The 20,512-nt window shown below is 64.9% G+C and carries 20 protein-coding genes; 7 read left to right on the forward strand and 13 right to left on the reverse strand.

Annotation, left to right across the window (positions count from 1 at the left end):
* Positions 1–2 precede the first annotated feature (2 nt).
* Both AC0J5K_RS07790 and AC0J5K_RS07795 read left to right on the forward strand, forming a co-directional pair.
* Positions 3–1,115: a Ppx/GppA phosphatase family protein gene (locus tag AC0J5K_RS07790; protein ID WP_048531920.1), complete on the forward strand. Its 1,113-nt coding sequence runs from the start codon at positions 3–5 to the stop codon at positions 1,113–1,115.
* 113 nt (positions 1,116–1,228) lie between these two features.
* Positions 1,229–1,966, forward strand: a complete 738-nt coding sequence (locus AC0J5K_RS07795) for an RlmE family RNA methyltransferase (protein ID WP_048531919.1) — start codon at positions 1,229–1,231, stop codon at positions 1,964–1,966.
* A 397-nt stretch (positions 1,967–2,363) separates the two neighbouring features.
* On the opposite strand, the gene AC0J5K_RS07800 is transcribed toward AC0J5K_RS07795, so the two are convergent.
* From AC0J5K_RS07800 to AC0J5K_RS07810, 3 genes are all read right to left on the reverse strand, one after another.
* Entirely contained in the window at positions 2,364–3,578 is a 1,215-nt protein-coding gene (locus tag AC0J5K_RS07800; RefSeq protein WP_074835748.1) for an NADP-dependent isocitrate dehydrogenase, read from the reverse strand.
* Between the two features lie 102 nt (positions 3,579–3,680).
* Positions 3,681–4,316, reverse strand: a complete 636-nt coding sequence (locus tag AC0J5K_RS07805) for a DsbA family oxidoreductase (RefSeq protein WP_048531917.1) — start codon at positions 4,314–4,316, stop codon at positions 3,681–3,683.
* Between the two features lie 110 nt (positions 4,317–4,426).
* A complete protein-coding gene (locus tag AC0J5K_RS07810; protein ID WP_274564551.1) occupies positions 4,427–5,947 on the reverse strand; it encodes a class I adenylate-forming enzyme family protein in 1,521 nt (506 codons plus the stop codon).
* A 65-nt stretch (positions 5,948–6,012) separates the two neighbouring features.
* Between AC0J5K_RS07810 and AC0J5K_RS07815 the strand changes: the two genes are divergently transcribed.
* A complete protein-coding gene (locus AC0J5K_RS07815) occupies positions 6,013–6,639 on the forward strand; it encodes a helix-turn-helix domain-containing protein (RefSeq protein WP_274562344.1) in 627 nt (208 codons plus the stop codon).
* Between the two features lie 54 nt (positions 6,640–6,693).
* On the opposite strand, the gene AC0J5K_RS07820 is transcribed toward AC0J5K_RS07815, so the two are convergent.
* Both AC0J5K_RS07820 and AC0J5K_RS07825 read right to left on the reverse strand, forming a co-directional pair.
* Positions 6,694–6,927, reverse strand: a complete 234-nt coding sequence (locus AC0J5K_RS07820) for a hypothetical protein (RefSeq protein ID WP_048531915.1) — start codon at positions 6,925–6,927, stop codon at positions 6,694–6,696.
* A 261-nt stretch (positions 6,928–7,188) separates the two neighbouring features.
* Entirely contained in the window at positions 7,189–8,952 is a 1,764-nt protein-coding gene (locus tag AC0J5K_RS07825; protein ID WP_283643585.1) for an extracellular solute-binding protein, read from the reverse strand.
* A 367-nt stretch (positions 8,953–9,319) separates the two neighbouring features.
* Here AC0J5K_RS07825 and AC0J5K_RS07830 point away from each other — a divergent pair, with 367 nt between their 5' ends.
* From AC0J5K_RS07830 to AC0J5K_RS07840, 3 genes are all read left to right on the forward strand, one after another.
* A complete protein-coding gene (locus AC0J5K_RS07830; RefSeq protein WP_048533784.1) occupies positions 9,320–10,093 on the forward strand; it encodes a 3-hydroxybutyrate dehydrogenase in 774 nt (257 codons plus the stop codon).
* Positions 10,094–10,197: 104 nt separating this feature from the next.
* On the forward strand, positions 10,198–11,238 hold the full coding sequence (locus tag AC0J5K_RS07835; RefSeq protein WP_074835743.1) for a patatin-like phospholipase family protein: 1,041 nt from the start codon (positions 10,198–10,200) through the stop codon (positions 11,236–11,238).
* A gap of 149 nt (positions 11,239–11,387) precedes the next feature.
* Positions 11,388–11,951 carry a methyltransferase domain-containing protein gene (locus AC0J5K_RS07840; RefSeq protein ID WP_074835742.1) on the forward strand — a complete coding sequence of 188 codons (564 nt, stop codon included), beginning with the start codon at positions 11,388–11,390 and terminating at the stop codon, positions 11,949–11,951.
* Here AC0J5K_RS07840 and AC0J5K_RS07845 read toward each other — a convergent pair.
* The 8 genes from AC0J5K_RS07845 to AC0J5K_RS07880 all read right to left on the reverse strand — a co-directional run bounded on the left by AC0J5K_RS07845 (position 11,948) and on the right by AC0J5K_RS07880 (position 19,254).
* Positions 11,948–12,169 (reverse strand): ribbon-helix-helix domain-containing protein, encoded by a 222-nt coding sequence (locus tag AC0J5K_RS07845; RefSeq protein WP_048531912.1) that lies wholly within the window; start codon positions 12,167–12,169, stop codon positions 11,948–11,950. The genes AC0J5K_RS07840 and AC0J5K_RS07845 overlap by 4 nt on opposite strands.
* Before the next feature lie 172 nt (positions 12,170–12,341).
* Entirely contained in the window at positions 12,342–12,554 is a 213-nt protein-coding gene (locus AC0J5K_RS07850) for a DUF4169 family protein (protein WP_274562332.1), read from the reverse strand.
* Between the two features lie 104 nt (positions 12,555–12,658).
* Positions 12,659–14,050, reverse strand: a complete 1,392-nt coding sequence (gene fumC, locus AC0J5K_RS07855; RefSeq protein ID WP_048531910.1) for a class II fumarate hydratase — start codon at positions 14,048–14,050, stop codon at positions 12,659–12,661.
* A 194-nt stretch (positions 14,051–14,244) separates the two neighbouring features.
* The gene (locus AC0J5K_RS07860) at positions 14,245–14,718 is read right to left on the reverse strand and encodes an SspB family protein (protein ID WP_074835739.1); all 474 of its coding nucleotides are present in this window, start codon (positions 14,716–14,718) and stop codon (positions 14,245–14,247) included.
* Positions 14,719–14,792: 74 nt separating this feature from the next.
* The gene (gene chrA / locus AC0J5K_RS07865) at positions 14,793–16,049 is read right to left on the reverse strand and encodes a chromate efflux transporter (RefSeq protein WP_274562328.1); all 1,257 of its coding nucleotides are present in this window, start codon (positions 16,047–16,049) and stop codon (positions 14,793–14,795) included.
* Between the two features lie 578 nt (positions 16,050–16,627).
* A complete protein-coding gene (locus AC0J5K_RS07870) occupies positions 16,628–17,371 on the reverse strand; it encodes a DUF502 domain-containing protein (protein WP_048531908.1) in 744 nt (247 codons plus the stop codon).
* An 88-nt stretch (positions 17,372–17,459) separates the two neighbouring features.
* Positions 17,460–18,374: a pseudouridine-5'-phosphate glycosidase gene (locus tag AC0J5K_RS07875; protein ID WP_274562325.1), complete on the reverse strand. Its 915-nt coding sequence runs from the start codon at positions 18,372–18,374 to the stop codon at positions 17,460–17,462.
* Entirely contained in the window at positions 18,367–19,254 is an 888-nt protein-coding gene (locus AC0J5K_RS07880) for a PfkB family carbohydrate kinase (protein ID WP_048531906.1), read from the reverse strand. Before AC0J5K_RS07880 ends, AC0J5K_RS07875 begins: the two co-directional genes overlap by 8 nt.
* A 107-nt stretch (positions 19,255–19,361) precedes the next feature.
* On the opposite strand from AC0J5K_RS07880, the gene AC0J5K_RS07885 reads away from it, so the two are divergent.
* Positions 19,362–20,465 carry a HupE/UreJ family protein gene (locus AC0J5K_RS07885; RefSeq protein ID WP_274562322.1) on the forward strand — a complete coding sequence of 368 codons (1,104 nt, stop codon included), beginning with the start codon at positions 19,362–19,364 and terminating at the stop codon, positions 20,463–20,465.
* The last annotated feature ends 47 nt before the right edge of the window (positions 20,466–20,512 follow it).

The raw sequence follows: 20,512 nt of genomic DNA on the forward strand, positions 1-20,512 counted from the left end.
AGATGGCGCCCAGGCGTCCCAAGGGTGCGGGCGCATTCCCGAAACCGGTCGAGAGCCCCGCGCCGAAACCGCCCAATCCGGACGAGCTTTATGCCGCCCTGGATCTGGGCACGAATAGCTGCCGCATGCTGATTGCCCAACCCAAGGGCAGTCAGTTTCATGTGGTGGACAGCTTCTCCAAGTCGGTGCAGCTGGGATCGGGGCTGGAACGCTCCGGGCGGCTGAGCCGCGCCTCGATGGGGCGCACGGTTCAGGCGATGCGAATCTGCGGCCAGAAGCTGCGCCGCCACAAGGTGACGCGCATGCGGCTGGTGGCGACGGAGGCCTGTCGGCGGGCCAAGAACGCCCGCGACCTGGTGAAATTCGTCCGCCGCGAGACCGGGCTGCAACTCGACATCATCGAGCCGGAGGAAGAGGCGCGGCTGGCGGTGATCTCCTGCGCGCCCCTGGTCTCGACCAAAACCGAGCAATTGCTCGTGGTGGATATCGGCGGCGGCTCGACCGAGCTGGTCTGGATCGATCTCTCGACCGTGCCCAACCATGACCGGCCGCGGGCGATCATGCGGCTGCACGCCGGCTTTCACAATGCCGACAGCCCGTTTCCGGTGGCCCGGGTGGTGGACTGGATCTCGGTGCCGCTCGGCGTGGCGACGCTGCGCGACCAGTTCAACGACGTGCAGGACGATGCCGCGCGGTATGCGCTGATGTCGTGGTTCTTCGAGGAGAACCTGGCCGATTTCGCGCCTTACAAGGACGAACAGGCGCGCGAGGGGTTCCAGATCGTCGGCACCAGCGGCACCGTGACCACGGTGGCGGCCTCGCATCTCGGGCTGAAGCGCTATGACCGGACCAAGGTGGACGGGCTGCGGATGACCTCCGACCAGATCGACAAGGTGATCAACCGCTATCTCGAGCTTGGCCCCGAGGGCCGGCGGCGCGATCCGCGGATCGGCCAGGACCGGCAGGCGCTGATCATGTCGGGCGCGGCGATCCTTCAGGCGCTGCTGCGGAGCTGGCCGACCGACCGGCTCTCGGTGGCGGACCGGGGGCTGCGCGAGGGACTGCTTTATGCGCAGATGTCGGCCGACGGGGTGCTCGAGGACGGGCCGTTCTGAGGCCGGCGCTTTGACAATGGCTGCTGCGCAGGCTTAATGAGCCCTTCGGGCCGGAATGGGGGCTCTGCCCCCAAACCCCCGGCGGTATTTGTGAAGAAAAGAAGTGCTGGACCATGGCGAAGACACCGAGCGGCAAGAACACCTCCGGGCGCGGGCAGCGCGACCTCAAGGTCAAGGTCAAGACCGCGCGGGGGCGCAAGCTGTCCTCGACGCGGTGGTTGCAGCGGCAGTTGAACGATCCCTATGTCAAACGGGCCCAGGCCGAGGGCTATCGCGGCCGCGCGGCCTTCAAGATCCTCGAGCTGGACGAGAAGTTCCGCTTTCTGGTGCCGGGGGCGCGGGTGGTGGACCTGGGCTGTGCACCGGGCGGCTGGTGCCAGGTGGCGGTAAAACGGGTCAATGCGCTTGGCGAGAAAAGCGGCAAAGCGGTGGGGTCGGTGCTGGGGATCGATCTCCAGGAGGTCGAGCCGATTGCCGGGGCCGAGATCCATCAGCTCGATTTCCTCGAGGATGACGCTGACGAGAAGGTGAAGACCTGGCTGGGCGGCGCGGCGGATGTGGTGATGTCGGACATGGCGGCGGCCTCCTCGGGGCACAAGCAGACCGACCACTTGCGGATCATGATGCTCTGCGAGACGGCGGCGCATTTTGCCTTTGACGTGCTGGAAGACGGCGGAACCTTTGTCGCCAAGGTGCTGGCCGGCGGGGCCGAGGGCGATCTTCAGAAGCTGTTGAAGCAGAATTTCACCAAGGTGGCGCATGTCAAACCGCCGAGCTCGCGATCGGATTCCTCGGAGAAATTCGTGGTGGCGATGGGCTATCGGGGGGGCAGGGCCGCGCCGGAGGCGTGAGGGCCGACGCCCGTGTGGTGCGGGACCGAGACGGGAACGAGAAAGGCCGGCCCGGATGTGAGAGCGGGGCCGGCCTTTGGGCGAAACGCTTGAGAGGGCCTCAGCCGTCCAGCGGAATTGTGATCCGGGGGGAAGAGGCCGCCGTCTCCAGCTCTGGGCGGCCGCGGGTGGGGGCCTGCGCCGGGGGCGTCTTCCACTTTCATTCGATGGGGACATGAGTAAGCCCAAGCCGCTGTTTTGACAACTTCCATCTCGAAAAACGACGCATTTTCAGCAAATTGCAGCGGCTCTTTTGCCTGGTCGGAACCATTCTGCGCGGCCTTGGGGGATTGCGCGCTCCGGCGAAACAATGCCGCGCCCGATTGCGGCGGAAATCGGGCGCGGCGATTCGCCGAGCCTACCCCTTGAGCGCGCGGTCGAGGTTCTGATCGATCTTTTCGAGGAAGCCCATGGTGGTGAGCCACTTCTGATCGGGGCCGACCAGCAGTGCCAGATCCTTGGTCATATGGCCGGATTCCACGGTTTCGACGATCACCCGCTCGAGCGTTTCGGCAAAGGCCCGGAGGGCCACGTTTTCATCCAGCTTGGCGCGGTGTTTCAGCGCGCCGGTCCAGGCGTAGATCGAGGCGATGGAATTGGTCGAGGTGGCCTCGCCCTTCTGGTGCTGGCGGTAGTGGCGGGTGACGGTGCCATGGGCCGCCTCGGCCTCGACCGTCCTGCCATCGGGCGTCATCAGGATCGAGGTCATCAGCCCCAGCGAGCCGAAGCCCTGGGCCACGGTGTCGGATTGCACGTCGCCGTCGTAATTCTTGCAGGCCCAGACGAAGCCGCCCGACCATTTCAGCGCGCTGGCCACCATGTCGTCGATCAGCCGGTGTTCGTACCAGATGCCGGCGGCCTTGAACCTGGCGGCGAATTCATCCTCGTAGACCTCTTCGAAGATGTCCTTGAAGCGGCCGTCATAGACCTTGAGGATGGTGTTCTTGGTCGAGAGATAGACCGGCCAGCCGAGGTTGAGCCCGTAATTCAATGACGCGCGGGCGAAATCGCGGATCGACGCGTCGAGGTTGTACATGCCCATGGCGACGCCGGCGGCGGGGGCGTCAAATACCTCTTTCTCGATCACCGTGCCATCGGCGCCTTCGTATTTCAGGGTGATCCTGCCGGGGCCGGGATAGTGGAAATCGGTGGCCTTGTACTGATCGCCGAAGGCGTGGCGGCCGACGACGATCGGCTGGGTCCAGCCCGGTACCAGGCGCGGCACGTTGCGGCAGATGATCGGCGCCCGGAACACCACGCCGCCCAGAATGTTGCGGATGGTGCCATTGGGCGAGGGGTACATGCGTTTCAGGCCGAATTCCTCGACCCGCGCTTCATCCGGCGTGATGGTGGCGCATTTGACGCCGACGCCGATCTCCTTGATCTTTTCGGCGGCGTCGAAGGTCACCTTGTCGTCGGTGCGGTCGCGCTCCTCGATACCGAGATCGTAATACAGCAGGTCGATATCGAGATAGGGCTCGATCAGCTTCTTCTTGATGAAATCCCACATGATGCGGGTCATCTCGTCGCCATCGAGCTCGACGATGGGGGTGTCTACCTTGATCCGGGTCATCGGGGCCTCTTTTGATAGGTCGGTTCGAACACTGGATATAGTGCTAGAGCAAACCGCGTCTCAAAAGAAGCCCTGTATGCAAATGTATACCGACTGTGGCGCTCAGGCGGACTTTTCGCGAATTTCCGCGATCACCTTTGCCCAAAGTTCGGGCGGTTGCGCGCCGGGCACCGCATGTTTGCCATCGACGATGAAGGTCGGCACGCTGGTCACGCCCATGTCGCGGGCGGCGGCGTCGCGGTCGCGGATGTCTTGGGCGTCGCTGTCGCTTTGCAGCAGGCGCAGGATCACCGAGGCGTCGATCTCGAGCCCGTCGGCGATATCGGCCAGAGTGTCATGATCGCCGATGTCGCGGCCCTCGACGAAATAGGCCTTGAACAGGGCCGAGACCGCGGCGGTCTGCTTGCCCTCGATGCCGGCCCAGTGGATCAGCCGATGTGCGTCGAGCGTATTGGGCGTGCGGGTGATCTTGTCGAGATGGAGTTCCAGCCCGGCGGTCTCGGCATGTTCATGCACCGGCAGATAGGCCTGGATCGCGGCCTCCTTGCCGCCGAACTTGCCTTCGAGATAGGCGCGGCGGTCCATGCCGTCGGCGGGCATCTCGGGGTTGAGCTGGAAGGGGTGCCATTCGATGGTAAAGGGGTGATCGGGTGCCGCCGCCAGGGCGCGATCGAGGTAGGATTTGCCGATGTAGCACCACGGACAGATCGGGTCTGAGAGGATATCGAGCTTGACCATGGAACAGGCACCTTTGTTGCGGAATTCCCGGGCATGTAACAGGATGTTGCCGGAATGGCGAGGGGGGAGGTCCCGGCGGGGGCCGGGACGCGGGCCGCTCCGGGGCCCCGTCAGGTGGTGAACCCCCGGCGCAGGGCGCGGCGCGACAGCTTGCCGTTGGGGCCGGTGGGCAGGCGGTCCAGCCGGCGGAACAGCCGGGGCTGTTTGTAGCGGGCAAGCTGCGCCTCGGCGCGGCGGGTCAGCGCTTCGGTCAGATCGGTTTCGGCGGTGTAGAAGGCGGCGATGACGCGGGTGTCGGCCTTGATCTCGACATCGGTGACGGCGAGGCCGGTGAGGCCGGGCACATCGTGCAGCGCCTGTTCCACCTCCTGCGGCGAGACGCGGAAACCGCCGGCGTTCATCATGTCGTCGGCGCGGCCGAGATAGGCGATCTGGCCGTCGGTCTCCATCCGCCCGAGGTCGCCGGTATGGAACCAGCCGCCATGACGCCGGGCGGCGGTGGCCTCGGGGGCGCCGAGGTATTCCAGCATCAGCCCGGGATCGCTGTCGGCAATGCAGATCTCGCCCGGTTCTCCCAGCGGCACCGGGCCGTCCCCGTCGCAAAGCGCGATGCGGCGGCCGGGCTGGGGCCTGCCCAGCAGCCCGCGGCGCGCGGGCGTGGCCGGGCTGGAGGATATGAAGGTCGAACATTCCGACATGCCGTAGGCCTCGTAGATCTCGGTCCCGGTCTCGGCCCGCCAGGCGCCGCGCAGGGTCTCGGGCAGCTTTTCACCGGCCGAGAGCGCATGCCGCAGCCTGGGCAGCGGCGGCAGCGGGCGCGAAAGCAGCTTGCGGAAGATGCCGGGGGCCGCGGCAAAGAGCGTGGCGTCGTGGCGTTTCAGCAGGAGCGGCAGCATCGCCGGATCGGTGCCGGGCGCCGGGATCAGCGCGGTCGCCCCGGCGGCCCAGGGGTCGAGCAGGCCGGTGCCGAGGGTGAAGGTCCAGTTGAAGGCACCGGCGTGGCAGAGCCGGTCGCTGGCGCGCAGATCGTACCAGCCCGCCACCATCATCTGCCGCGCCCAGACCGCGCGATGCGCGTGCACCACCGCGCGCGGCACGCCGGAGGTGCCGGAGGAAAAGACGACATAGGCCGGGCGGTCGGGGGCCCCCAGGGCGAATTCCGCCGGCGGCAGGGCGGCCATTTCGTGCAGCGCGGCGGCGGGCAGCAGCGGCACGTCGGTCTCGGCGCAGGCCACTGCCGGGTCACGCAGGATGAGCGCCGGAGAAAGGATGTCGATGATTCGCGCGGTTTCGGGTTCGGAGAGCTGGGCCGAGGTCGGCACCGGGATCAGCCCGGCGGCAATGCAGCCGAGGAAGGCCAGCGGGAAATCCGGGGTATTGCCCAGCCGCATCAGCACCCGGTCGCCCGGGGTCAGCCCGCGCTGCAAGAGCCCGGTGGCGATGCCGCGCACCGCACCCTCGAGCCGGGCATAGCTCCAGCGTTCGGCCCGTGACGGACCGAGCAGGGCAAGCGCGATCTTGTCGGGCTGGGCGCTGGCATGGCGCAGCACGAAACCGGCCAGGTTGAAGGGCGCGGGGCAGGGCGGCGGCGGGCCCTGATCGAACAGGCTGGATGCATCGGGCGTCATCATGGCGCAAGGCCTAGGTAAGCGCAGGCAGAGTTGCAAGCGCGGCCAAGCCTGCCTATAGCATTTGCATGACGAAAGAAGACAATGCGCAGTTGATCCGCGTCGCCCGCGACAAGACCGGCGAGCCGATCCATACCGAGCCGCTCGATCTGGGCGAGCGTGTGCGCGAGCTGCGCAAGGGCCACGGCTGGACGCTGGAACAGGCCGCCAAGAAGGCGGGCCTGGCGCGGTCGACGCTGTCCAAGATCGAAAACGGCCAGATGTCGCCCACCTATGACGCGCTCAAGAAGCTGGCGCAGGGGCTGGGCATCACGGTGCCGCAGCTCTTTACCCAGCCGCAGAACGAAAAGGTCAACGGCCGGATGTCGGTCACCCGTTCGGGCGAGGGCGCGGCACATGCCACGACCACCTATGAGCATGCGCTGCTGGCCGAAGGGCTGACCAAGAAACAGATGCTACCGTATCGCGCCCGCATCCGGGCCCGCGACCTGGCGGAATTCGACGGCTGGGTGCGCCATGACGGGGAAGAGTTTCTGTATGTGCTGACCGGGGCGATCAAGCTGTACACCGAATTCTACGAGCCGATCGAGATGCGCCGCGGCGACAGCGCCTATTACGATGCCACCATGGGCCACAACGTCATCTCCGTCAGCCAGGATGACGCCACCATCCTCTGGATGACATCGCTGGCGTGACAGGTTGGCCGGAGCGGAAGGTCAGAGACCGGAGCGGGCCGTCAGAGCGCGGGCTCAGCCGGCCTCGAGTTCGCTGGCCTGGCGGGCGAGGCTTTGAACATAGGCCCAGTCGCGCAGTTCCTCTTCGGCCTCAAGCTCGGTCAGGTCGTGCTGATGCGCCAGATGCGCGGCAAGCACGTCACGACGCACCGGCTCGTCGCCGAACTTCTGTTCGTCGATGCGCGGAAAGCGGGACTTCAGCCGTTTGAAGCTGTCGGTCCAGTTCGTGCTTATATCGTTCCAGTCCATAATGGCGCCCTATGTCAAGATCGCCCCTCGCTGAACGGACCTTAGCATGTCGCGGCAACGCCTCAAGCGTCATTATCGGAAAATTCGAATATAAACCGGCAAGGGCGGCGGCGCGTGGCGCCACCGCCATGGTTCCGTTGGTCAGAGCAGGGTATCGACCACCGCGTCGGCGGCGTTGACCGGCGCCTTGATGACCGCCTTGACCGGGCCGCAGGCGACAAGCGTGCCGCATGCGACAATCAGGAGAATGCAACGCAATGATCAGTCCTCTTCATACCACCAGACGTCAGGCTGCCAGCCGATCCAGTCGCCGTACATCGGGATGTGCGCGGGGTACTTGAGTTCCTTTACATGTGCAATCCGGCTGATGTTGAACTGATAGATCGGGATCACATAGCGCCCGGTGGTCAGCACCCGGTCAAGCGCCCGCACCGAGGCGAGGAATTGCTCGCGGCTTTCGGAATTGACCAGCTTGTCGATCATCGCCTCGGCCGCCGGCGAATTCATCCCCATCCAGTTCTTGGTGCCCGGCGCCTCGACGCCCTCGCTGCCCCAGTAGAGGCGCTGCTCGTTGCCCGGGCTGAGCGAAACGCCGACCCGGTAATAGGTCATGTCGAAGTCGTAGTCGTTGGTGCGGTCCTTGAACTGCGCGCTGTCGACCACCGTGACCGTCGGGCTGATGCCCAGCCGTTCGAGCGCCTGGGTATAGAGGTCGATCATCGATTGCTCTTCGGTCGCGCCCTGGCTGAGCAGGATTTCGAAGCGGAAGGGCTGGCCTTCGGCGTTCTTCATCACGCCGTCCTGCACCGTCCAGCCAGCCTGTTCCAGCAAGTCCATCGCCTTGGCGATGTTCTTGCGGTTGCGGGCCGAGCCATCGGCCTGGGGCAGGGCGTATCCCTCGAGCGCGCCGGGCAGCAGCTCGTCCTCGAAAGGCTCGAGAAACTCGGCCACCAGCCCCTCGGCCGGGCCGTCCCGCATCGCCAGCACCGAATTCGAGTAATACGAGGTGATGCGCGGCTGTTCGCCGCCGGTGAGCGTCTCGTTGATGTATTCGAAGTTGAAGGCATGGATCAGCGCGTCGCGGACCCGCCAGTCCTGAAAGATCTCGCGGCGGGTGTTCATCACGAAACCGGTGATGCCCGAGGGCCGCTGATGCGGGATCACCGATTTGATCACATCGCCGCGTTCGAAGGCCGGGAAATCATACTGCGTCTCCCATTTGCCGCCGTTGAATTCGCGGTTGGTGGTGACCTCGCCGGCCTTGAAGGCCTCGAAGGCGACCGAGCCGTCGCCGTAGAACTCCATGCGGATCTCGTCGATCACGTTGGTGCCGCGGCGGAAGGGCAGATCCTTGCCCCAATACTCGGGGTTGCGCTTGAGCGAGACGAAGCGGCCAGCCTCGAAATCCTCGATCACGTAAGGCGCGGTCGAGACCGGGATATTGTCGAGCCCGGAGCGGGTGAAATCCTTGTCCTGCCACTGCGCCTTTTTCAGGATCGGCCGCATGCCGACCAGCAGCGCCAGTTCCCGGTCCTCTTCAGCGAAGGTAAAGCGGATCTTGCGCGGACCGGTCTGCTCCATGGTCTCGATCTTGTTCCACAGCCCGTGGTAGCGCGGGTGGCCCTCGGTGCCGAGCGTCTCGTAAGACCACATCACGTCTTCGACAGTGACCGGGCTGCCATCCGAGAACCGCGCCTCTTCGCGCAGGGTGAATTCCGCCCAGCCTCGATTCGGCCCGACCTCTATCGATTCGGCCAAAAGCCCGTAGAGCGAGAAGGGTTCATCCCAGCTCCGGCCCAACAGGCTCTCGTAGGCCAGAAACCGCAACTGCCAGGGAACCGAGCCCTTGGCGATATGCGGATTGAGGCTGTCGAAGCCGCCGGTCTCGCCGGTGACGATACGCCCGCCGGTGGGCGCATCGGGATTGGCATAGGGCAGATGCTCAAAATCTGGGGGAAGGGCCGGGTCTCCGTACATAGCTATGCCATGCTGAGGCGCGGCCCAGGCGAATCCGGCGACGGACATCAGTGCCGCTGCGGCACCCGCGGCGGCGAGGTGACGGAAAAAAACTGGACGCATTTTGGCAACAATCTCCCGCATGCCTTATATTATTGGCCTCGGACCGTAACGGGGGATTTATGCCTTTTCAAACTTTTAGCTTGGATACCGGCGCGAGATTGCTTATAAAGGGGGCACTGCTCGATAGGTTTCTTGCCTGTATGAAACCTGCCTCAATAACTTAACCCCGGCTTCGTGCCGGGGTTTTTTTCTGCCCAAAACCCAAGCAGATCTGCCTCTTAGCGATGTCCGCGCCCGGCGCAACCCCTTGGCCTTTTGCAAATGCAGCGACTAGGCTGCGGTGCAGAATCACGGCATCAAGGGAACGCGGATCATGACGCTCAAGGGCAAGACGGCTGTTATCACGGGATCGAATTCTGGCATCGGGCTTGGCGTGGCGCGCGAGTTGGCCAGGGCCGGCGCCGATGTGGTGCTCAACTCCTTTACCGACCGCGACGAAGATCACGCCCTGGCGCGCGCGCTTGGCGAAGAGTTCGGCGTGACCGCGAGGTATATCAAAGCTGACATGTCCAAGGGCGCGGAGTGCCGCGCGCTGATCGAGCAGGCCGGGGTCTGCGACATCCTGGTGAACAACGCCGGCATCCAGCATGTGGCACCGATCGATGAATTCCCCCAGGACAAATGGGACGCGATCATCGCGATCAACATGTCCTCGGCCTTTCACACCACCGCCGTGGCGCTGCCGTTGATGCGCAAGGCGGGCTGGGGCCGGGTGATCAATATCGCCAGCGCCCATGGGCTGACCGCCTCGCCGTACAAATCGGCCTATGTGACGGCCAAGCACGGCGTTGTCGGCATGACCAAGACCGTGGCGCTGGAATGCGCACGCGAGGAGATCACCGCCAATGCGATCTGCCCAGGCTATGTGCTGACGCCGCTGGTCGAAAGCCAGATCCCCGACACCGCGAAGAAATACGACATGACCGAGGAAGAGGCCAAGCAGAAGGTCATCCTCGAGCGCCAGCCTTCGAAGGAATTTGCCACCACCGAACAGATCGGCGGCACCGCGGTGTTCCTTTGTTCCGACGCGGCGGCACAGATCACCGGCACCACGATCAGCGTCGACGGCGGCTGGACCGCGCTCTGAGGGCGCGGCTGCGGGCCTTGCCCGTAGGTTCAGAAAGGCGGGCCTGCCGGGCCCTCCGGCCTGCCCCCCAAGGGGGTTTCCAAACAGAAGAAGTGGATAGGTGATTGCCCGAGACCGTGCGGATCAATCTGGCCTTGCAGGGCGGCGGCGCGCATGGCGCCTTTACCTGGGGGGTGCTCGACCGGCTGCTCGAAGAGGAGTGGATCGAGATTGCCGGCATCTCGGGCACCTCGGCGGGGGCGCTCAATGGCGCCGCGCTGAAATCCGGCTGGGTTGCCAATGGCCGCGCGGGCGCCCGCGAGAGCCTGCGCGCGCTCTGGAACGAGGTCAGCGGGCTGGGCGACATGCGCATCCCGGCCTGGATGGAGAACTTTGTTCCCGATCCCTATTTTGTCGCGCGTGCGATCGAGGCCTCGCCCGCCTTTGCCTTTGTCGACACCCTGAGCCGGGTGGTCTCGCCTTATGCCTATGGGCCGTTCTACCAGAATCCGCTGGCCAAGGTGGTCGGTCATTTCGACTATGGCCGGGTCTGTGACGAGGGGCAGGGCCCGGATCTTCACATCTGCGCCACCCGGGTGCGCGACGGAAAGGTGCAGGTCTTTACCGGTGACGAGATCAACACCGACGTGATCCTGGCCTCGGCCTGCCTGCCGACGCTGTTTCAGGCGGTCGAGATCGCCCAGCCCGACGGCACCACCGAGGCCTATTGGGACGGCGGCTATACCGGCAACCCGGCGCTGTTTCCGCTGTTCGACCCCGCGTTGCCCGATGACATCGTGATCATCAACATCAATCCGATCGAACGCCGCGCAGTGCCGCGCAGCGCCCAGGATATCCAGAACCGGATCAACGAGATCAGCTTCAATTCCTCGCTTCTGCGCGAGCTGCGCGCCATCGATTTTGTCCAGCGGCTGATCGGCCAGGGCAAGATCGAAGACGGCAGCATGAAAAACGCCCGCATTCACATGATCGCCGATGACGCGCTGATGAACGATCTCAGCGTTGCCACCAAGCTGGTGCCGCTCGCGACGGTGATCGGCCAGCTGCATGACGCCGGGGCCGCGGCGGCCGAAGGATTCCTGGACGCCCATGGCACGGATCTGGGGCAAAGACAGACCTTGGCGCTGCGCCAGATGTTTGCCTGAGCACCGCTGGCCAGCCTGACCCCGGGCGGAGGGCCGGGACGCCACAGAAATGCCGTATTTCCCTGCCCTGATCCGGCCCGGAGTGGCGGGCGGAGAGGCGCCCGAGGCCCGCCAGGCCGGGCCGGGACGACAGGAGCAGAGGGACATTCGTGGCGAGCTTGAACCGCGTCTACATGCAGAAGAAGAGCCGGATTCTGATCCGCACGCTCGAGCCGGCGGGGCTCGATGCGGTCGAGATTTCGGGCACCTGGGGCAAGCCGCTGGGCTTCAGGACTTACCGGTCGCTTTTTTATCCCGCGCATGACATCTGTCAGGGGCCGTTGCAGGAGGACGGGGCGGCGATCACCTGCGATATCGTGCTGGCCAATCAGGTCTGGGAACATCTCGACCGGCCATATGCCGCCATTCGCCATGTACGCGAAATGCTGCGACCGGGCGGCTATTTCTGGCTCGCCGTGCCGTTTTTCGTGCCGTATCACGCGGCGCCGGTGGATTGCTCGCGCTGGTCGGCGCGGGGCCTGGCCAACCTGTTGATCGAGGCCGGGTTTTCCGAGGACAACGTGGTTGCAGACCAATGGGGCAACCGGGCGGCGGGGCTGCGCAACCTGGTGGGCAGATGGCCGCCGGTCCTGGACCGTGACCATGACGACCTGAGCAATGACGAGCACTTTCCGATCTGCGCCTGGGCGCTGGCGCAGAAAGAGGGCTTTTAGGCGGCGTTGCGATAGTGGCGCAGCACAAACAGGCGGATGGCCGAGGCCAGCCCGCAATCGGTGCCGCGCTCTTCGTCGATCTCGGCGGCCAGGGCGTTGATCGCCCGGCCTTTTTCATCGGCGATATCGCGAAAGGCGCGCCAGAAGTCATCTTCGAGCGAGACCGACGTGCGGTGGCCCCGCAGCGTCAGTGATCGTTTTTTGGGCCGTCCGTTCATGACAAGCTTCCCCACAACAGCAAGCCACACCCAGGACCGGACTCTTTTGGCCAGAACGCTTCGCCACCGGTACAGGCAGAGATTGTAAAACATGGCTTATCAGAAGGTTCTGGCAGAAACCTTACCTGGTGCGGCCCGCAGACTACGCAATTTTTTCGAGTTCTACAAAACTTTAAGGCGAATTCGTGTCATCATTGGCACCGGAAGGGGGCGATTCAATCTCGGCCTGATCCAACCTGCGGCGCTGGCGCTCCGCAGCCGCGGCCTCGGCCTCTTTCTGCCCGGATGTCCGGCCAAACTTCGCGGCGTTTTCAGAAGCTTGTGCGGCTTTTTTCTTGCGCGCTATCTGCTTGCGCGCGGTCTTGAGATTGATGATCTTGGCCATTCTTCGCCTGTTCTGCCGAAACAACCTTAACTAGGCATGGACATAGGTCAAGAAAAACGCCCGGCAAGCGCGTGCCGGGCGTTTCCTGGGCTCGAAGGGCCGGCTTACCTGGGGCCGACCATGTCTTCCGGGCGGACCACCCGTTCAAAGGTCTCTTCGTCGACGAAGCCCAGTTTTATGGCCTCTTCCTTCAACGTGGTCTTGTTCTTGTGCGCGGTCTTGGCGACGGTGGTGGCATTGTCATAGCCGATTTCCGGCGCCAGCGCGGTCACCAGCATCAGGCTCTCGCGCATCAGCTTTTCGATCCGGTCGCGATCGGCCTGGAGGCCGACCACAAGATTGTCGGTGAAGGCCGAGGCGGCGTCGCCCAGAAGTTGCATCGATTGAAGCACGTTATAGGCCATCATCGGCTTGTAGACATTGAGCTCGAAATGCCCCTGCGAACCGGCAAACCCGACGGCCGCGTCATTGCCCATGACATGGGCGCAGACCTGGGTCAGCGCCTCGCATTGCGTCGGATTGACCTTGCCCGGCATGATCGAGGAGCCGGGCTCGTTTTCCGGCAGGATCAGCTCGCCCAAACCGCAGCGCGGGCCGGAGCCCAGCAGGCGGATGTCATTGGCGATCTTGAACAGCGAGGCGGCAACCACCTTGAGCTGGCCGGAGATCTCGACCATGGCGTCATGCGCGGCCAGCGCTTCGAACTTGTTGGGCGCGGTGACAAAGGGCAGGCCGGTGATCTCGGCCATGTTGGCGGCGACCTTCTCGCCCCAGCCTTCCGGCGTGTTGAGGCCAGTGCCGACGGCGGTGCCGCCCTGCGCCAGCTCGTAGATCCGGCCGAGGCCATCCTTGACCCGCTGGATGCCCATGGCGATCTGATGGGTATAGCCGCCGAATTCCTGGGAGAGCGTCAGCGGTGTCGCATCCTGGGTGTGGGTGCGGCCGATCTTGATGATGCCGTCGAATTCCTCGACTTTCTTCTGCATCGCGGCATGGAGCTTCTCCAGTCCGGGCAGCAGCACGTCATGCGCGGTCATCGCGGTGGCGATATGCATGGCGGTGGGGAAGGTGTCGTTGGAGCTTTGCCCCATGTTGCAGTGATCGTTGGGGTGAACCGGATCCTTGGAACCGAGCTGGCCGCCGAGGATCTCGATGGCGCGGTTGCCGATCACCTCGTTGGAATTCATGTTTGACTGGGTGCCCGAACCGGTCTGCCAGACCACCAGCGGGAAATTGTCGTCGAACTTGCCCTCATAGACCTCGCCGGCGGCCTGGATGATCGCATCGGCGATCGGCGCGTCGAGCTTGCCCAGATCCTTGTTGGCCATGGCACAGGCCTTCTTGATCACGCCGAGCGCGCGAACGATGGCCACCGGCTGCTTTTCCCAGCCGATCGGGAAGTTCTGGATCGAACGCTGGGTCTGGGCGCCCCAATACTTGTCCGAAGGGACTTCCAGCGGGCCGAAGCTGTCGGTTTCAGTGCGGGTTTCGGTCATCGGGACACTCCTTGACGGTTTGCCCCTTCAATACAAGAACCGCGGCCAAGATCAATGATGTATACGACGGAATACCGCGACCTTCGGCGTTAACATGCGGGCCGGACCCCGCGATGGGAGCGCCGCGCCCCGGACCTGATCCGGGACCTCTTGGCCAGCTGTGGGGGAGACCCCGGATCAGGTCCGGGGCGGGATCACTTGCGGAAGCTGTCGAGGCTCACCACCTCGGCGTCGTGCTTGTCCTCGGCGCCGTCGGCTTCGGTGTCGGGGGTGTCATCCTCGTCCGGCAGCGCGGCGAGAGATTGCTCGTCCTCTTCCTGGGTCTCGAACCGCAGGCCGAATTCCACCGAGGGATCGACGAAGGTCTTGATCGCATCGTAGGGGATGTAGAGCGGCTCCGGCGCATCGCCGAAATTCAGCGTCACCGAGAAGCCGTCTTCGCCGACATCGAGGTTTTCATACCAATGCTGCATCACCACTGTCATGTCGGTGGGGTAGCGGTCGGTCAGCCACTGCGCGAGCTCGACATCCGGGTGGGTGGTGTCGAAGGTGATGAAGAAGTGGTGATCGCCGGGCAACCCGTGTTCTGCCACATCCTCAAGCACTTCGCGGATGAGCCCGCGCATGGCGCGGTGCATGAGATTGCCGTAGTCGATACTGGTCTTCATTGAGGGTCCCCGGAATTCGTCCTTGGATCATACGGGATTCGAGCCGAAACAAAAGGGGCTCAGGCCGCCGTTTGTCACATTCCGGTGATCCACATCAGCACCACCGCCGCCAGGGCCGTGCAGAGCAGCGTCAGCGGCACCGCGAGGCGCAGAACAAAGATCAGACCGCCGGCAAATGCGGTGAGCAGCAGCGCCGTCGGATCGAGGCTGGCCGGGGCGGGCAGGGTGAGGCGGACCGGCCCGACCGCCCATGTGACGCTCTGGGCAAACAGCACGCCGATGGCGAACCAGACCGAGAGATTGGCGATCACACCGACCACCGCCGCCGTCACCGCCGAGAGCGCGGCGCCGATCCGCGGCCGGGCGGTGATCTGTTCGAGATAGGGCGCGCCGGCGAAGATCCACAGGAAACAGGGGGTGAAGGTCATCCAGAGGGTCAGCGCCCCGGCCAGGGCAAACCCGGCCCAGCCGGTCTCGTTGAAGCCGGCCAGGTGGCCGACGAATTGTGTCACCAGGATCAGCGGGCCGGGGGTGGTCTCGGCCAGGCCCAGCGCGTCGATCATCTCGGCGGTGGTGATCCAGCCCTGGGCCTGCACCACCTCCTGGGTCATATAAGCCAGCACCGCATAGGCGCCACCGAAGGTGACCAGCGCCAGCTTGCCGAAGAACAGCGCCAGATCGAGCAGGAAGGGCATGTTGAGCGTCCAGAGGACCACCAGCGGCAGCAGCCAGAGCCCGCCCCAGACCGGAACCGCCAGCCAGGGTGCGCGGCCCCGGCGCGGCGGCAGGGCCTCGTCCGGCACCACAGGCGCGCGCAGCGCGCCGATCAGCGCCACCAGCGCGATGATCAGCGGAAACGGCAGGTGCAGGGCAAAGAGCGCCACGAATGCCGCCACCGCCAGCGCCACGTCGCCCGCGCCTTTCAGCGCCTTGCCCGATAGCCGCGCCAGCGCCTGGGCGACGATGACGATCACCGTTGCCTTGACGCCCAGAAACAGCGTCTGCACCAGCGGCACTTCGCCATAGCTGATGTAGATCGCGGCCAGCGCGGTGATGACCACGGCCCCCGGCAGGACAAAGAGCAGCCCGGCCAGCACGCCGCCGAAGGTGCCGCGCAACCGCCAACCGGCATAGGTGGCAAGCTGCATCGCCTCGGGGCCGGGCAACATCATGCAGAAACTGAGCGCGCGCAGGAACTGGGCCTCGGTCATCCACTTGCGGTCGTCGACCAGCTCGCGGTGCATCACCGCGATCTGCGCCGCCGGGCCGCCAAAAGACAAAAGCCCGATCCGCCCGAAGGCGCTGAGCATCTCGGAAGGTGTCGGGGTCATGCCTTGCCTGTCTTTGCCGCCCGGAACCGGGCCAATCACGGTCTTCGTCATAGCCCTCCCGCGCCGGGCGGTACAGGGCATCATGTGGCGAAAGACCTGTCGGCAACTGTGCCGGATCATTGCAAAACCTGCGTGACAAAGTTCCAGGTACGCGCCGGCTTTTCCGGCTGGCGTCTCCGGCTCGGCCCCAACCGCGACGCCCACCCGGGATACCACTGTCGAGAGCGCGACAATTGCCCGGCACATACGGACGCTATCCGTGATCCCGTCCCGACGCCCGCAAGCTGCTCCGTTGCGCGAGGCTGTTCACGCGTACTTTGCATCACAGGATCAGGCCCCATGACCCGACCTCATGCCAAGATGGGATGCGACGTCGCCAAGCCGGAGCTCGCGTTTTTCGAACCCGCCGCCGCGGTCAACCATATCGCCAATATCCCGCCGGAGATCACCGCGCATCTGCGGCGCAATGTCCACCGCCCCGGAGCTGCGCTGGGGTTATGGGGTGCAGCCCTGGGTCCCGGATCGTGTCCGGGACGTGTTTCTTCTGTATGGACTTGCTGCGCCGACCCGGCGCCGGATCATTTTCGCGGCGGCTTGGTCGGGTCGTCGCCGTTGGGATAGACCAGCCCGGCCGAGATCACCAGTTTGGCCGCCTGTTCGACGGTCATGTCGAGCTCGATCACGTCTTCCTCGGGAAAGAACAGCAGAAACCCCGAGGTCGGGTTCGGCGTGGTCGGCACAAAGATCGACATCAGCCGCCCGCCGGTTTCGGCGCGGCGCGAAATCTCGCCCTTGGCGGTGGTCGAGATGAAGCCGATCGCCCAGATCCCCTTGCGCGGATACTGGATCAGGCAGGCTTTCTCGAACGACCGGTCCTCCTGGTTGAACACCGTCTCGGCGATCTGCTTGACCCCGGAATAGATCGAACGCACCACCGGCACCCGCTCGACCAGGCTCTCGGCATAGCGCACCAGCGAGCGGCCGATCAGCCCCTTGGCGATCCAGCCGACCAGCAGGGTAAAGAGCAGAAAGACGATGACGCCGACGCCGCGCACGTTGACGCTGATCCAATCGGGATCAGAGGCATCGCGGATGCCGAGAAAGCGGTTGAGCAGGGCTTCGGGTTGATAGGCCTGCGGCACGAACGGCCAGACAAAGCCATCGACCCAGCCGATTACCGTCCAGATCAGCCAGACCGTCAGGCCGACGGGCGCAATCACCACGATCCCGGTCAGGAAAGAGGCGCGCAGACTGGCCATCCGGCTTGCCATCCACCCCGACCGCGGCCGCGGCAGTGGATCTTCATCAAATGGCGTGGTCATTCAGGTCCGTGATCCCGTGGTCATCCCCGTCGGCCAAGCTATGCATTTTGCATGCCAACCTCAATGGCTTGGGACGTGAATAACCTGTTCAGGTAACGATTTTGCCCACAGCGCAGGCGATCTCGGCCCCGAGGCGGGCATTGTTGCGGACCAGCGCGATATTTGCGGTGAGCGAACGGCCTTCGGTCAACTCGTAGATCCGTTGCAGCAGATAGGGCGTCACATCCTTGCCGCCGATGTTGTGGGTCTGGGCGTCGGCCAGGGCGCGGGCGATCACCGGGTCGATCTCGCTGCGAGGGATTTCGGCCTCGGCCGGGATCGGATTGGCCACCAACTGGCCACCCGAGAGGCCCAGCGCGCCGCGCGCCAGGTGGGCGCGGGCGATGGTTTCGGGATCGTCCATTCTCAGCGGCGCACGGTAAGCCGAGGTCGCCGACCAGAAGGCTGGAAAGGCCTGTTGGCCATAGGCGATCACCGGCACGCCCAGGGTTTCCAGCACCTCCAGCGTCTTCGACAGGTCGAGGATCGCCTTGGCGCCGGCCGCCACCACGGTGACGGCGGTGCGCGACAGCTCTTGCAGGTCGGCCGAGATGTCAAAGCTCTGTTCGGCGCCGCGATGCACCCCGCCAATGCCACCGGTGGCAAAGACGCCGATCCCGGCCTGCGCCGCGCCGATCATCGTCGCCGCCACGGTGGTGGCGCCGGTGCCGCCGGTGGCCATGCAGGCCGCCATGTCGGCGCGCGACAGCTTGGCCGCACCCTTGGTCTGCGCCAGCCCTTCGAGCTGGGCATCGTCGAGCCCGATGCAGAGCTGACCCTCGATCACCGCGATCGTCGCCGGGATGGCGCCATTGTCGCGGATCACCTGTTCGACCCCGCGCGCCATCTCGAGGTTCTTGGGCCAGGGCATGCCATGGGTGATGATCGTGCTTTCCAGCGCGACCAGCGGGATGTTCTCGGCGCGGGCCTTGTTCACTTCGGCGGAATAGCGGATCTCAATCATGGGGTGTTTCTCCGGAGACATAACGTGCGGCGGCGGTCAGGGCGCGGCTGAGTGCGGCCTCGCGGTCCTGGCCGGCGGCTTCGGCGGCCATATGCGCCGCCATGAAGGTATCGCCCGCGCCGGTGACCCGTGTCACCAACACCTCGGGCGGGCGTTCCGACACCAGCCCCTCGGCCGAGGCATCGGCACAGGCGTTGCCGCCATCGGTCACCACCGCACGTTTCGCCCCCCGGGCAACCAGCGCCGCGGCCGCGCCGGGGGCGTCGGCAAAATCGCTCTGGCACAGGATGCCGGCCTCTTCGCGGTTCACGTAGAGCACCGCGCCGGGGCGGGTGACAAAGGGCTGCAACCGCTCGGCCTTGCCCGGCGAGGCGGGGGCGACACGCAGATCGGCGGCGGCAAAGGCCGGATCGCGGGAAATCTTCGACAGCAGGGTTTCGGTCAGGTTGCCGTCAAGCGCGATCAGTCCGGCATAGGGCGCCTCGGCGCTGCCCAGCCGGCCGTCTTTCAGCGGTCGCAGGATCTTGTCATCGGCGGCTTCCAGCGAATGCGCATCGGCGATGGCGGCAATCAGACCATTGGCGCCTTCGATTGCCATGTAGCGATCGGTCGGCAGATCCTCGGAGCGATAGAGCCAGGTGCAATCCAGGCCCATGCCCTCGCATTCGGCGATCAGCACATCGCCCAGCACATCGCGGCCCACCGCGCTCAGAAGCGCCGGTTTCATGCCGAAACGCACCAGGGTCATGGCGATATTGAGCGCCACGCCGCCGGGGATCTGGGTGATCCGGCCGGGCACGTCGGAGCCCTGGCGCATCACCGAGGCCGACCGGCCGATCACGTCCCAGAGCACGGACCCTATGCAAAGAACATTCCCCATTGAAGCCCTTCATGGCGCGAAACTTTTTTCGCCGCAAGCCGTAGCTTGGGGTTGCAGCTGGGACGGATCGCGGCATTCTGCCGCCAGGCAAACAGGGTGAGATTGTGATGAAGCGGATTTTGTTGAGTGTATTGGGCCTTTGGGCGGGCGCGGCCGGGGCGCACGAGGTGATGCCGACGATTGGCGATCTCACGGTGACCGAGGGTGCGGCGCAGATCGAGCTGCGGCTGAATGCCGAGGCGTTCATCGCCGGGATCGATCTTGACGGGCTCGAAGACACCAACACCACCGCCCGCTCCGATGTCTATGACGCCCTGCGCGCGCTGCCGCCCGAAGACCTGGCCGAGCGCATGGCACCGACGGCCGACACCATGGCCGAGGCGATCCGGCTGGAAAGCGGCGGGACGACGGTGCCGCTGGCGGTGACCGGCTTTGCACCGGGCGAAATCGGCAATCCGACGTTTGCGCGCGAAAGCATGTTGTCGCTGCGCGCGGATCTGTCGAACAGCACCGCGCCGCTGGTGCTGCACTGGCCCGACGGCTACGGCACCCTGGTGCTGCGGCAGTTGGGGCTCGAGACGGGCTATACCGGCATAATCGAGGGCGGCGACATGAGCGACAGCATCCTGCCGACCGGGCAGACGCCGAAATCCGGGTTTGCGGTCTTTGCCGAATATATCCCGGTCGGCTTTGACCATATCCTGCCCAAGGGGCTGGATCACATCCTGTTTGTGTTGGGGCTGTTCTTTCTCAGCACGCGGCTTGGCCCGCTGTTGTGGCAGGTCACCGCGTTCACCGCCGCCCATACGGTGACGCTGGCGCTTGGCGCGCTTGGCATCGTCACCATTCCTGGCAGTATCGTCGAGCCGATCATTGCCGCCTCGATAGTCTATGTCGCGGTCGAGAACATCTTTTCGCCCCGGATGCACGCATGGCGGCCGCTTGTGGTCTTTGGCTTCGGGCTGCTGCACGGGCTGGGTTTTGCCTCGGTGCTGAGCGAATTCGGTCTTCCGCAGGGGCAATTTATCCCGGCGCTTCTGGGGTTCAACGTCGGGGTCGAGCTGGGCCAGCTTACCGTGATTGCCATGGCCTTTCTTGCGGTCGGGCTCTGGTTTGGCCGCAAGAGCTGGTATCGGCCCGCCATCGCGGTGCCGGCCTCGGCGGTGATCGCGCTGGTCGGCGCCTATTGGTTTGTCGAACGGGTGATCTGAACTGCGGCGTTGTCGGGTGAACGATACGGCACGATGAGGGGATGCGC

The organism is Marinovum sp. E3 (assembly GCF_055755275.1).

What these genes read in the sequence shown, in the direction of transcription:
- AC0J5K_RS07820 (WP_048531915.1), bottom strand. Translation starts at nt 6,927, where the DNA reads ATGGACTGGAACGATATAAGCACGAACTGGACCGACAGCTTCAAACGG.
- AC0J5K_RS07870 (WP_048531908.1), bottom strand. Translation starts at nt 17,371, where the DNA reads ATGACCACGCCATTTGATGAAGATCCACTGCCGCGGCCGCGGTCGGGG.
- AC0J5K_RS07800 (WP_074835748.1), bottom strand. Translation starts at nt 3,578, where the DNA reads ATGACCCGGATCAAGGTAGACACCCCCATCGTCGAGCTCGATGGCGAC.
- AC0J5K_RS07875 (WP_274562325.1), bottom strand. Translation starts at nt 18,374, where the DNA reads ATGATTGAGATCCGCTATTCCGCCGAAGTGAACAAGGCCCGCGCCGAG.
- AC0J5K_RS07825 (WP_283643585.1), bottom strand. Translation starts at nt 8,952, where the DNA reads ATGTCCGTCGCCGGATTCGCCTGGGCCGCGCCTCAGCATGGCATAGCT.
- AC0J5K_RS07845 (WP_048531912.1), bottom strand. Translation starts at nt 12,169, where the DNA reads ATGAACGGACGGCCCAAAAAACGATCACTGACGCTGCGGGGCCACCGC.
- AC0J5K_RS07830 (WP_048533784.1), top strand. Translation starts at nt 9,320, where the DNA reads ATGACGCTCAAGGGCAAGACGGCTGTTATCACGGGATCGAATTCTGGC.
- AC0J5K_RS07815 (WP_274562344.1), top strand. Translation starts at nt 6,013, where the DNA reads ATGACGAAAGAAGACAATGCGCAGTTGATCCGCGTCGCCCGCGACAAG.
- AC0J5K_RS07860 (WP_074835739.1), bottom strand. Translation starts at nt 14,718, where the DNA reads ATGAAGACCAGTATCGACTACGGCAATCTCATGCACCGCGCCATGCGC.
- AC0J5K_RS07795 (WP_048531919.1), top strand. Translation starts at nt 1,229, where the DNA reads ATGGCGAAGACACCGAGCGGCAAGAACACCTCCGGGCGCGGGCAGCGC.
- AC0J5K_RS07805 (WP_048531917.1), bottom strand. Translation starts at nt 4,316, where the DNA reads ATGGTCAAGCTCGATATCCTCTCAGACCCGATCTGTCCGTGGTGCTAC.
- chrA (WP_274562328.1), bottom strand. Translation starts at nt 16,049, where the DNA reads ATGACCCCGACACCTTCCGAGATGCTCAGCGCCTTCGGGCGGATCGGG.
- fumC (WP_048531910.1), bottom strand. Translation starts at nt 14,050, where the DNA reads ATGACCGAAACCCGCACTGAAACCGACAGCTTCGGCCCGCTGGAAGTC.
- AC0J5K_RS07885 (WP_274562322.1), top strand. Translation starts at nt 19,362, where the DNA reads ATGAAGCGGATTTTGTTGAGTGTATTGGGCCTTTGGGCGGGCGCGGCC.
- AC0J5K_RS07880 (WP_048531906.1), bottom strand. Translation starts at nt 19,254, where the DNA reads ATGGGGAATGTTCTTTGCATAGGGTCCGTGCTCTGGGACGTGATCGGC.
- AC0J5K_RS07850 (WP_274562332.1), bottom strand. Translation starts at nt 12,554, where the DNA reads ATGGCCAAGATCATCAATCTCAAGACCGCGCGCAAGCAGATAGCGCGC.
- AC0J5K_RS07810 (WP_274564551.1), bottom strand. Translation starts at nt 5,947, where the DNA reads ATGATGACGCCCGATGCATCCAGCCTGTTCGATCAGGGCCCGCCGCCG.
- AC0J5K_RS07790 (WP_048531920.1), top strand. Translation starts at nt 3, where the DNA reads ATGGCGCCCAGGCGTCCCAAGGGTGCGGGCGCATTCCCGAAACCGGTC.